This is a genomic window from Nocardia pseudovaccinii NBRC 100343 (assembly GCF_001613225.1).
GTDB lineage: Bacteria > Actinomycetota > Actinomycetes > Mycobacteriales > Mycobacteriaceae > Nocardia > Nocardia pseudovaccinii.
Genome location: NZ_BDBY01000042.1, coordinates 1 through 10665, shown reverse-complemented (window position 1 = coordinate 10665; position 10665 = coordinate 1). Strand labels below are relative to the sequence as shown.

General features: G+C 67.0%; 11 protein-coding genes and 1 pseudogene. 10 read left to right on the top strand and 2 right to left on the bottom strand.

What is annotated here, in order from left to right:
- Positions 1 to 130 precede the first annotated feature (130 nt).
- The 3 genes from NP3_RS05880 (at position 131) to NP3_RS51400 (ending at position 3414) form a co-directional block, all read left to right on the top strand.
- Positions 131 to 427, top strand: a complete 297-nt coding sequence (locus NP3_RS05880) for a WXG100 family type VII secretion target (RefSeq protein ID WP_063038556.1) — start codon at positions 131 to 133, stop codon at positions 425 to 427.
- A 139-nt stretch (positions 428 to 566) separates the two neighbouring features.
- Positions 567 to 2438, top strand: coding sequence for a type VII secretion AAA-ATPase EccA (gene eccA / locus NP3_RS05875; RefSeq protein ID WP_174566173.1), 1872 nt, complete (start codon positions 567 to 569; stop codon positions 2436 to 2438).
- Positions 2439 to 2541: 103 nt separating this feature from the next.
- The gene (locus tag NP3_RS51400) at positions 2542 to 3414 is read left to right on the top strand and encodes a class I SAM-dependent methyltransferase (RefSeq protein WP_084508233.1); all 873 of its coding nucleotides are present in this window, start codon (positions 2542 to 2544) and stop codon (positions 3412 to 3414) included.
- Here the strand turns inward: NP3_RS51400 and NP3_RS48925 are convergent.
- Complete coding sequence (locus tag NP3_RS48925; protein ID WP_063038552.1) at positions 3334 to 3594, bottom strand: hypothetical protein; 261 nt, start codon at positions 3592 to 3594, stop codon at positions 3334 to 3336. The two genes, NP3_RS51400 and NP3_RS48925, sit on opposite strands and share 81 nt — an antisense overlap.
- Before the next feature lie 630 nt (positions 3595 to 4224).
- Between NP3_RS48925 and NP3_RS49780 the strand changes: the two genes are divergently transcribed.
- The 5 genes from NP3_RS49780 (at position 4225) to NP3_RS05845 (ending at position 8594) form a co-directional block, all read left to right on the top strand.
- On the top strand, positions 4225 to 5154 hold the full coding sequence (locus NP3_RS49780; protein WP_218024815.1) for a helix-turn-helix domain-containing protein: 930 nt from the start codon (positions 4225 to 4227) through the stop codon (positions 5152 to 5154).
- Between the two features lie 324 nt (positions 5155 to 5478).
- On the top strand, positions 5479 to 5796 hold the full coding sequence (locus tag NP3_RS05860) for a type VII secretion target (protein ID WP_063038550.1): 318 nt from the start codon (positions 5479 to 5481) through the stop codon (positions 5794 to 5796).
- Complete coding sequence (locus NP3_RS05855; protein WP_063038548.1) at positions 5793 to 7217, top strand: hypothetical protein; 1425 nt, start codon at positions 5793 to 5795, stop codon at positions 7215 to 7217. Before NP3_RS05860 ends, NP3_RS05855 begins: the two co-directional genes overlap by 4 nt.
- A 34-nt stretch (positions 7218 to 7251) precedes the next feature.
- Entirely contained in the window at positions 7252 to 7569 is a 318-nt protein-coding gene (locus NP3_RS05850; protein ID WP_063038558.1) for a PE family protein, read from the top strand.
- 17 nt (positions 7570 to 7586) lie between these two features.
- The gene (locus NP3_RS05845) at positions 7587 to 8594 is read left to right on the top strand and encodes a PPE domain-containing protein (protein WP_063824697.1); all 1008 of its coding nucleotides are present in this window, start codon (positions 7587 to 7589) and stop codon (positions 8592 to 8594) included.
- A 69-nt stretch (positions 8595 to 8663) separates the two neighbouring features.
- Here the strand turns inward: NP3_RS05845 and NP3_RS05840 are convergent, their stop codons facing one another.
- Positions 8664 to 8852, bottom strand: a complete 189-nt coding sequence (locus NP3_RS05840) for a hypothetical protein (RefSeq protein WP_063038546.1) — start codon at positions 8850 to 8852, stop codon at positions 8664 to 8666.
- A gap of 774 nt (positions 8853 to 9626) precedes the next feature.
- On the opposite strand from NP3_RS05840, the gene NP3_RS05835 reads away from it, so the two are divergent.
- Positions 9627 to 9827, top strand: a complete 201-nt coding sequence (locus NP3_RS05835; protein ID WP_157124142.1) for a hypothetical protein — start codon at positions 9627 to 9629, stop codon at positions 9825 to 9827.
- A 3-nt stretch (positions 9828 to 9830) separates the two neighbouring features.
- Positions 9831 to 10665: pseudogene (locus NP3_RS05830) on the top strand (type VII secretion protein EccC); the annotation flags it as partial.

The window sequence follows — 10665 nt, the reverse complement described above, 5'->3', positions numbered from 1 at the left end:
TCAACCAGCGGCTTGATGCACTGTCGCAGGCCGTCACCTCGGGCAAGTCGACCCTCGTGAAGATGGACGACACCTCCTTCTGAACCAGTAATAGTCCCGTATTTCATTCGACCACAGAGGAATTGAGAACATGAGCGAGATTCTGTACGACCCCCGGGCGATGGACGAGCTGTTCGATCAGTTGCAGACCAACGGCAGCAAGATCAACGGCGAGATCGACGCGCTGCAGTCCGCTGCCAAAGCATTCCACGACAACCTGGGTGGTTCGGAGGCCCAGTTGGCCTTCGATCAGTCGAGCAGAGCAATGGACGAGGCGCTGCAGGACACCCGCCAGAAGCTGAACGCCCTGGCCGGAAAGGTCGAGAACGCTAAGCACGCCGCGCTCGACGCCGACCGCCGTGTCGGCGACGGCTTCGCCGGCCTCTGAGTCCGCGCGAGCGGTTCTGATGAGGGAATACCGACGGTCGGCCGGAAATGCCGGTCGGCCGTCGGTATTCGGTTCGAGTTCGATAGTTCGAATTGCCGTGTGGCAACCAGTGATCGGCCGATGAATGGGAAATGTAATCGTGAGCGGTAACCGTCAGGCGCAGCGCGCATTCGACGCTGGAGCGTTGTCTCTGGGTCTGCCTATCGATGGGCAGGAGTCGGTGCCGGATCCGGAGTACGCGAGGCTGGCGTTCCAGCGCGCGACCGAGTGGGATCCGACGATGTGTGATGCCTGGCTGGGCCGGGCGGCGGCGGGCGAGGTTACCGAGGAGGTGTTGTTCAACCTCCACAAGACCAGTGCGGGCACGCTGTATCGCGAGCAGCGCCGGGTCGGGCTGCCGCCGCGGGTGCTGGCGGGCCGGTTTCCGCTGGGGTTGTATGTCGACTATCCGCTGTCGAGTTACGCGGAGATCTGGCTGGCGTGGGCCGCGCATCTGATCGGTGCGAAGGAGTACGACGAGGCCGAGCGGGTGCTCGACGAACTCGAGGCCCACCGCAAGTCGCGGCTCGGCGACCCGGATCGTCCAGGGGACAAGGGTTTCGGGACGCAAGCGGGCGAGGAGGTGGACAGGCCTGTCGCGGCGTACGTGCGGGGGGTGCTGCACTACAACACGCAACGCTGGCCGGACGTGATGGCGGTGCTGGCGGGGTCGGCGGACTGGGATGATCCGTTTCTCGCGACCGGCGCGCATGTGATGGTGGGTTCGGCGTGTGCGCAGTTGGGGTTGTTCGGTGAGGCGATCCGGCGGATGGCGCGGGCCGAGGTGGGGCCGATTCCGGCGGCGCGTACTGCCGCGATGTTCTGCCGGGGGTTGTGCCTGCGGGAGACGGGCGGGGAGGACGAGGCGCAGGCGTTGTTCGAGAAGGTGTATTCGCAGGTGCCGGATTTCGCGGCCAACACCGCCGCGATGCGGGATCGGGGTTACCGGATCACGGTCACAAGCAGTGAGTCGATCGAGGCGCGTACCGATCGCTGGGATCCGGCGTCGGCGCCGTCGATGGCGTCGATGCAGCAAGCGGAGGCCGAGGGCCGGGCCAAGGAGGTGCTGGCCGAGGCGCGGGCGGAGCTGGAGCGTCAGATCGGTTTGGGTGCGGTGAAGAACCAGGTCGCCAAGCTGCAGTCGACCGCGCAGCTGGCGAAGATCCGCGCCGAGAAGGGCCTTTCCGCCGCTCCCCGCGGCCAGCATCTGGCGTTCACCGGCCCACCCGGTACCGGCAAGACGACCATCGCCCGGGTGGTCGCGAAAATCTATTGCGGCATAGGGATTTTGCGGACCGATAAGGTGGTGGAGGCCAAGCGCGGTGACTTCGTCGGCCAGCACCTGGGCTCCACCGCGATCAAGACCGAGAAGCTGATCGATACCGCGATGGACGGGGTGCTGTTCATCGACGAGGCCTATACGCTGATCCAGACCGGGCTCTCGGGTGGTGACGCGTTCGGTCGTGAGGCTGTCGATACGTTGCTGGCGCGGATGGAGAACGACCGCGACCGTCTGGTGGTGATCATCGCCGGGTACGACGGGGAGATCGATCGGTTGCTGCAGGCCAACGACGGCCTGTCGTCGCGATTCTCCAAGCGCATCCAATTCCCTTCGTACACACCGGAAGAACTCGGCCGCATCGGCACGCTGATCGCCGGCTCCCGGGATTCGGAGTTGTCGGAGGACGCGCAGAAAATCCTCGTGCGGGCGTGTGAGCAGCTGTACAGCCTGGAGAGCACCGACCAGAGTGGAGCACCACGGCGCGGGGTCGACCTGGCCGGTAACGGCCGCTTCGTCCGCAATGTGGTCGAAGCCGCCGAGGAGGAACGCGAATTCCGCCTCGCCAACGACGATTCCCTCGACCTGGCGGCCGCCGACGAATCCCTGCTGATGCGGATCGAGGCCGAGGACATGCACACAGCCCTCACCACCCTCGTGGCCTCACTCAATATCGGCATCACCGACCTCTGACGTGCCCGAACAACACGATGAGCCGTACCCGAGCGAAAGGTAGCGCTGAGTCGGACCCCGGCCGGCGGGCGCGGTCGCCTGGTGGCGCGAATGTTCTGTCGCGATGGCACGGTGGTTCACGCGCGTGGGCTGCCTGAATTCTTACGCTTCGACTGTAGTTCGATTGTCCCCGGCAGGAGCTGCTATGACGACCAGCGTACGAGGCGCCTACGAGATACTCGATGCCCCTTCGACGGGTTCAGGCATTCATGAATGGCGCGTCGGCTCATTCGGGGCCGCGGCACGCGAATATGTGCAATACCGACCGACCTATCCGGCGGCGGCAATTTGCTGGGGGATGACCGGATCGCCGGGAGCACCACAGGGATGCGACCCCGGCTCGGATCCCGTCGCCATGTCGGCGCCGCAGGTCGTGGATCTGGGCGTCGGCACCGGAAAACTGACCGGCGGACTACTGCTGTTCGGTGCCCAGGTCGTCGCGGTAGAACCCGATGAACGGATGCGAGCGGAAGCAGCGCGCCTGTTCCCGCCCGTCCGAACTCTGGACGGGCGAGCCGAACGGATGCCGCTGCCGCACGGCAGCGCCGACGCGGTATTCATCGGGCAAGCGCTGCACTGCTTCGACTTCGACAAGTCACTGCGGGAGATACACCGCGTCCTTCACCAGTCCGGCATCGTTCCGGCTCCTGGTCGATGGGGCGTAGTGGCGGGAATATCGTTCGATCGGCGGTGGTGCCGACCGGATTCATCGGTCTCCCACCGTGAGTCGGCAGGCCGGGGCGTGACGAGCGCAGCCGAAGGTCGATCCGGCCGGGTGATCCAGCGGATTGCTCCACCGTTTGAATCACCCGGCCGATTCACCGTGCCGGACGGGACCGGTGTCGTATGGACCGACCTATCGGGTATTCGCCGGTGTCCCCGAGTTCGGTGTGCCTGGATTGGGTGTGCCCGGGTTCGGTGTGCCGGGGTTCGGTGACCCCCCGGGAATGCTCGGTTCCAGACCGCCCGGCGGGACGCCCATGTCGGGTGCGCCTGCCGGAGGGTCGCCCGGGATGGAGGGCGCCGAATCGGCGGTGGCCGATACGGGAACCGTCAGCACGGCCGCCCCGGCGATACCCACCGCGACGATGCCGCGGCGAACGTCGAACAAAGTCATGGAAACTCCCTCTCGCACATAACGATTGCTTGTCCTCGGTTGCGCTGGCCACGACCGATCATGGCCATGTCGAAGCATAGGAAGGTGGGCACAGCCCGCGCATGAACCACAGCGCCATCCGTATGGAAACTCGGCGACAGAGGCCCGCTTGGCCTGGTTCCGGCCCACTTTTTGTGATTGGGACGTCGGAACGTCCACCGCTCGACATGATTCGCTTGTCGTGTTCGAGCCCGGTGACGAACGAGTGCAGCGCTGGGAGATTGTCGGCTCGAACTTTCGCCATCCACTCGGGGTAGACGATCACCGCGCGGATCTTCGGTGCTGCCGGATTCGTTGGGGGTCACCGGCCATCACGCGCCGGGCCTCGACTGCGGCCATGAACACCTATCTCGCTACGGGGTCCAGCGGCGTCCATGGCTGGTCGGGCTCTGTCGTAGTGTAGGAAGGATCGGCACGATATGCGCTTTGAACCACAGCGCCCCGCAGACAGGACATCCGCGCCACGGTGTGGTTAGGATTCGCCATCAAACCTGTGATGTTAGGTAGTAGCTGAACGTGACAACCTCTGACTTGGGTCAGCCCACAACCGGGAGCCGCGACACAGGTTCGAGCGCGTCGCGAGAGATTTTCGTGGACTTCACGGTCTCGGATGGGGCAACGCGTGGATTCGACGCGTACCGCCGCGAGTGGGCGGCGCGGTTCGGCGCTGACCAACCGATGCCTACCTTCAGCCCGGACACGGTCGGAGACTTCCGGGTGAGGACCCATGCTGCCCGGATGCGTGACTTGACAATGATCGACATGCACAGCGTATTGCCCCTCCGGACGGGACGCCCGGCCGACGGCGTCGACGGGGCGATCCAGTTGTATGTGGTGTCGCGCGGTGCCTGGACATGGGGTGACCGGTCCGGTCTCAGCGAGCACTCCGTGTCGGCCGGGCAGTTCCTGCTCCAGCAGCTCAGGCAACCAAAGCATTTCGACACGCAGCCACACACGACGGCGAAGATCATTCTCGGCATGCCGCAGTCCGTCATCGAACCGCTGCTCCGGAACCGGATCATCACCGGACCGGCGGACTCTGCCGAGATGCGGTTGCTGGTGGCCCACGCGAACATGGTCCGCGAAACGATGGCCGACCTCAGCGAGGCAGGTGAACGCGCCGCGCAAAGCGCCCTGGTCGAGCTCGTCAAGGCGGTGGTCCTGGGCCGGTTCGACGACGTGGAACCCCAGTTGGCTGCCGCGCTCACCCAGGCGGCGAAGGAGCTGGCGGACCGCCGACTCGCTGATCCCGACCTTTCTTCGGCGATGCTGGCGCGTGAGCTCAATGTCTCCCTCCGTACCCTGCAACGGGCGTTCGCCTCGGTGGGGGAGTCGCCTACCGCCTACATCCGGCATCGGCGGCTGGAAGAGGCCAGGCTCGCTCTCACCACGTCACCCAAGCGGCTGAGCATCGGCGAAATCGCAGCCTATTGGCATTTCTCGGACAGCAGCCACCTCATCCGGTCCTTCAAGAAGACTTACGGCCTGACGCCCGCCGAATACGCTCGCTCGGCACCCTGATCCTCGACGGCCGGGAAGCGCCGATGCGCTGGGTGACTGCGAGTGTGCCGACTGAGGTTGGCCTCGCGATGTCGCTCTCCGTCGTCCCCGAGTGGCTCGCCCTCGGGCGGGCCGGCGTGTGGCGTGGATGTCCCACTTGGATGACGCCCTGGTTCACGCGTACGTCGTGCCGAACTTCCTAGACTTTGATCCGGTTGCCCGATCAGACGGTCCCGACCACCCCCGGGTCCGTCTGATCCGGCGCCGGTCACCATCGACGGGCGCACCGTGGTGGTCTGTGGCCGAACGAAACACCATGGGGTGTCTCGGGATTGGATGAGGGTCATGAATCGAGTGCAAGTAGTGCCGGATGCGCTGCGCCGATACGGCGACACGTCGGCCCTCATGGCTGCCGATATCGCCGCGGCGGGATCGGTCGATCAGACCGCGACCATGGCGGCCGCCGTGCCGGTGTTCGGCCTTATCGGTCAGGAGTTCCTGCTGGCCTACGCGTTCGCGCAGGCCAACCACCTGACATCGGTGGCACAGCTGGCTGCGGTGCACGCGGGTACGGCATTGACCTCGCACCAGGCGGCCGCCACTTACGAGACCTGCGATGCGGCGTCCGGCGTGGACATCGGATCGGTCGGCACGCAGCGATGAGCCTGCCGGGCGCGAGTCCGCCGCCGGAGGCGGGATTGCCGGATCCCGCCGTGCTGGAGTTGTTGCGCGGCAGTGCGCTGGCGCCCATGCTGGACCACCCGGTGGACCACATCCTGCGGAGCCTGGGGTTGCCCGGCCTGCCCGATCTACAGGGAATCCCGCCATTGCCGGGCCTGCCGCCGCTGCCGGTGATCGACCTCAGTGCGCTGATGCGTCCGCTGACGGACCTCGTCTCGGCCTTCGGCGCCGGTCGGTTTGCGCCGCCGCCTGAGGCCGAACCGGCTCCGGCGCCCGTGCCGGAAGGCACTGTGCCGCAGGGGAATCCCGAAGCACGACCGGTGCCCGGCGGCCGTCCTGCCCCGGCCGGTCAGCCCGCGGCGGCTCCACCCCCGCCGGGGATGGACCCGGTCCAGATGCTGTCGAACCTGTCCGGCGTGCTGCAGTCGGCGATGCCGCTGGCTAGCTCGGCGCTATCGCTGCTGATGTCCCAGTCGCAGGGCCAGGGCGCCGAGGAGGTCGCCCGGAAGGCAGCGGCTGCGAGCGCTGACTCGGCGGCCCTCGAAGTCCAGAATGCGGGTGAGCAGCAGTCGCTGCTGGGTGCCGCCGCCAGTGTGGCCGTCGGCTCTGCGCAGCTGGCCGGTGTGGTGGCAAAGCAGTCCGCTGTGATGGCCATGGCGCCGCTGTTCATCGTCAGCGGTGTTGGCCAGGTGTTCTTGGTGCAGCAGACGATCGAGTCGATCACCGAGGCCCTGGGTATTACGGCGAAGACCAAGGGCGAGCTGGGGGTGCACAGCGTCGACATGGCGAAGACCGGCGTCAAGATCCCGGTCACCGGCGCCCCCGACGGCGTCAAGTCCTCGCAGGACGTGTCGCGGATGTTGAGCATGCTGACGTCGCTGATGAGTATGGGACCGCAGGCGATAGGCCAACTGGCGAAGTCGAATTCGTCGACGTCGGCGGCGGTCTCCGTCGCAGAGCCGGATGCTGTGGCGGCTGGCGGAGCCGGTGGCGCCGTCGCCGTCCGCGGTGCTGGTGGCCGCGGGGTCGGCGGCGGTGCTGTCGGGACTGCCGGCGGCGGGGTGGCTGCGGGTCGGCCCGGCCAGCCGCTGACTCCTTGGCAGGGCACCCGCGCCGCCGGTGGTGGCAGTGCGGCGGCGGCCCCAGCCGGATCGGAGATGTCGAGTGGTGCGAGCCAGATGTCGACCACCGGCCCCGGCGGCAGTAGCCCGTACATGCCGTTGGGCGGCGCCGGAGCGGCGCGCGGCGGAGCGGCGTCCGGAGACGAGGCGGTGCGGGCCGACCTCGTGACCGGTGAGCACGGCGACGAGGTCGTCGGAAGGATCGACAGGGTCTCGCTGCCGGTGGTAGGCGCGACCGACGTTACGGCGGCCCCAGGACCGGACAAGGAGTTCACCCTCTGACGTGGGTGCCGATTACAACGAAGGAGGACGCACTATGAGCGAGGGCGTGCAGTTCGACAGTGCCGCGACCGGAAGGGCGGCCACAGGATTGGACGCGCTGGCCGATCGGCTGGCCGCCGACCTGTCGGCCGCCGAACCCGCGCTGACCGTCGAACCGGCCGGCGCCGACGAGGTGTCGGTCCGCGCGGCACAGACCGGGAACGACGTCGCGACGTCCTATCTGGCCGGCGCGCAGGCCAGCGTGCACGAGATGCGCAAGCTGGCGGCGACGCTGCGGCTGAATGCGAACCAGATCGGCCGTATGGAGGCCCAGAACGCCGCCGATCTGGGCTCGGTCGACGGTTCTGCCTGAAAGGTATTGCGCAGCAGATGATCGAGGTGCCACCGTCGGGGTTCACGGGTGTGGTGTGGGAAGCCCGCGAGCCGCAGAAGCTCGCGCAGGACCTCACCAGGGGGCCGGGCTCTGTGCCGATGGCCGAGGCCGCGGTCGCATGGGCGCGGCTGGCTACCGGATTCGGCGCCGCGGTCGTCGAATACGAGCAGATCCTCGCCGCGCTGCGCGGCGCCTGGCAATCCGGTCGCAGTGACGCTGTTATCCAACGAGTTTCGACGCTGCGGGACTGGCTGGCGGAGGCCGCGGGCGCGGCGGCGCAGAATGCCGCGCGGATGCAGGCGCAGGTGGTCGCCTACGAGGTAGCGCGACTGGCGATGCCGAACACCGCCGACCTCGAATCCATTCAGCAGGTGCAGCGGATGCTGGAATCGATCGGCGGCATGCTCGGAGCGCCCTTGAAAGCCGGTGCCGCGCAGACGGATACGGACGCCGATCTCGCGAAGGCGGTGGCCTCGCGAGTGATGCGCAGCTACGAGTCGGCCACCGAACCGCTGGCCACGTCGTGGCAGCAGGCGCAGCCGCCGCGGATAGCCCCGGACGAGGCGTTGATGGCCGAGCAGTCGGCCCGGCAGTCGGCGACGGTGGATACCTCGCCCGGTGCCCTGCTGATGGGCGCGATATCGATGCCCGGAGCCGTCCCTCGGGTGCGGACTTCCTATCGGGCCCCGGTGTATTCGCAGCGTGGGACGACTACGGAGGTCACGGCGCGGCCGGTGCCCGTACACGGCGCGGCCTCGAACTCGAGCACGGTCCCGTTCAGCCCGGCCGCATCGGGCGGCAGCGTGGCGTCGCGGGACGTGTCACGGTTCCCGCGTGCCAGCCTGGCCGGTGACGCGGGCGACCACCTCGACGGGAAGATCCACGCCGCCCCCTCGGTGCTCGGCGCGGCAGAGACCGCCGGTCGTCCGGAGCAGTCGCGCGAGCACCACGATGGCGGTGGCGGATTCGACGGCGCCACAACGGTTTCCTCGCGTATCGTCTGAATTACCATGTAGGCAAGGTGTTTTGCTGCCTCGGAGGGAAACCTTGTCCACCGGCGACGTGCCGTTGTGTCAGTTCGCCTGGCAGACGAGCATCCACTCGGTGTGGTGATGCTCCGCGGCACTTTTCGTCGAGATGTACCCACCGGTGGCACGGACTACTTCGCCGCCGATCGCGACGCTGCCGAGAAGGCGTTGGCAGGCGCTTCCGGTCGTCCGGCTGACCGCCCGCGCCAATCGGGAGTTCATGCGCCACGTCACGGGTTTCCTTGTCGGGCAGAGTGTTCGCCGATGGCATTCGGTGCCCGGAAACCACTGTTCCGAGGACGCATCACCGTGCCCGGTCGAGGCGAGGTCCCATCCCCGCGCCGCGGGAACCGCCACACGACTACCTGACACCCCCAAGACGGGTTGAACGGCTTCCCGCATCGAGATGCCGAGTTGCGGACGCTTCCGGATAGCCGGGGCCCTGACTCGGAAGTCGCCGACCTTGTCCAGGCTGAAGGTGGGCAGTGGCGATTCGACGCCGAACTGTGCGTGTCACCCGCGCCGGTACGCGTCGAATCCACTAGCTGGGGCGCTCGGGGCGTTGCGCACCGGCAACTCGTCTTGGCGCGAATATTCTCCCCATGTGGCGCTGTGGTTCACGTGCGTGCCGTGCTGATCTTTCTACACTCCGACAGTAGCCCGACCGGTATCGGACTCCGCCGGAATGAGAAGAAGGGCTGTGAACCAACAGGATTCGCACAAGGGAGGTAGGTTTCGTGGCCACCGTTGAGGTCCGGTATGTAATTGCCGGTGATCCGCGGCAAATGTACGGGTTCCGGGCATCTCAGCTGTCGTCGATCAGGACCTCCGACGTCGAATTGCTGAGCGGTCGTCGGCTCGGTCGCCGAGAACGGCGGAGGGCCAGGGCCTGACGTCGTCGTAGCAGGTTCGGTCCTGGGATCTACGGGACACCTCTGGGCTGGCCCGGTGACGGAGTCGGCGATTTCGTGACCCGAATCGTCCATGTCGCCGCCGAAGTGGGTTTCGGTGACGGCACAGTCGGCATTGACAGTGATGCGCACCTGGCTTCTGTCGTGCGGTGGCGGTGAGTTCGACGCGCTGCCGCTGTGTCTCGGCGATCGATCGAATGTGCTGATCGACCGTACCGAGCAAATCGGCGAGTTCGGCCTTGGTCCGGTCGTCGGTCACGTCGAGTTCTTCTGCGGTAGTTCGGATCTGGAGCGCTGAATTATGGTTACCGAAGGTTTCGTCCGTCGCCCCCGTGTCGCGCCGCCGCGGGCGCCCGGCGGCGAGGTGATGCTGGCGGCCCCGCCTGAGGTGCCGCGCAATGTGCCGGCGCCACTGTTGACGAAGTTGATGCCGGTCGTCATGGTGATCGCGGTCGTCGGCATGATGGCCATGATGGCGATGATGGGCCGCAGCCTGTTGCAGAACCCGTTCATGCTGATGTTCCCGATGATGATGCTCATGTCGATGGTCGGCATGATGGCCGGCTTCCGCGGCGGTACGGGTAAGCGGGCGGTCGAACTCAACGAGGAGCGCAAGGACTACTACCGCTATCTGGACCAGATCCGCAAGGACGTCCGCCGCACCGGTAGCCAGCAGCTGAGCGCGCTGCTCTGGAGCCATCCCGAGCCCGCCGACCTGGCCTCGCTGATCGGTAGTCGCCGGATGTGGGAGCGCCGGCCCAACGACCCCGACTTCGGGCATGTGCGGGTGGGTGTCGGCAGCCATCGGCTGGCGACGAAGCTGGCGCGCCCGGAGACCGGTCCGCTGGAGGATCTGGATCCGGTGTCGACGGTGGCGTTGCGGCGCTTCGCCCGCACGCACGCGGTCGTGCACCAGCTGCCGACGGCGGTGTCGATGCGGGCTTTCCCGGCCATCAATATCGGCGGCTCCAGCGAGGATTCGCGGATGCTGGCGCGCGCCATGGTGATGGAGATGGTCACCTTCCACGGCCCCGACCACCTGGGCGTCGCGATCGTCTGCGCGGATCCGGACGCGCCGCAGTGGGCGTGGGCGAAATGGATTCCGCATCTGCAGCATCCGACTGAGCGCGACGGGA

Excerpts from the sequence above, each read along its gene's own strand:
- NP3_RS05880 (WP_063038556.1), top strand. The coding sequence starts at position 131 with ATGAGCGAGATTCTGTACGACCCCCGGGCGATGGACGAGCTGTTCGAT.
- NP3_RS05855 (WP_063038548.1), top strand. The coding sequence starts at position 5,793 with ATGAGCCTGCCGGGCGCGAGTCCGCCGCCGGAGGCGGGATTGCCGGAT.
- NP3_RS05850 (WP_063038558.1), top strand. The coding sequence starts at position 7,252 with ATGAGCGAGGGCGTGCAGTTCGACAGTGCCGCGACCGGAAGGGCGGCC.
- NP3_RS51400 (WP_084508233.1), top strand. The coding sequence starts at position 2,542 with ATGGCACGGTGGTTCACGCGCGTGGGCTGCCTGAATTCTTACGCTTCG.
- NP3_RS05860 (WP_063038550.1), top strand. The coding sequence starts at position 5,479 with ATGAATCGAGTGCAAGTAGTGCCGGATGCGCTGCGCCGATACGGCGAC.
- NP3_RS48925 (WP_063038552.1), bottom strand. The coding sequence starts at position 3,594 with ATGACTTTGTTCGACGTTCGCCGCGGCATCGTCGCGGTGGGTATCGCC.
- NP3_RS05845 (WP_063824697.1), top strand. The coding sequence starts at position 7,587 with ATGATCGAGGTGCCACCGTCGGGGTTCACGGGTGTGGTGTGGGAAGCC.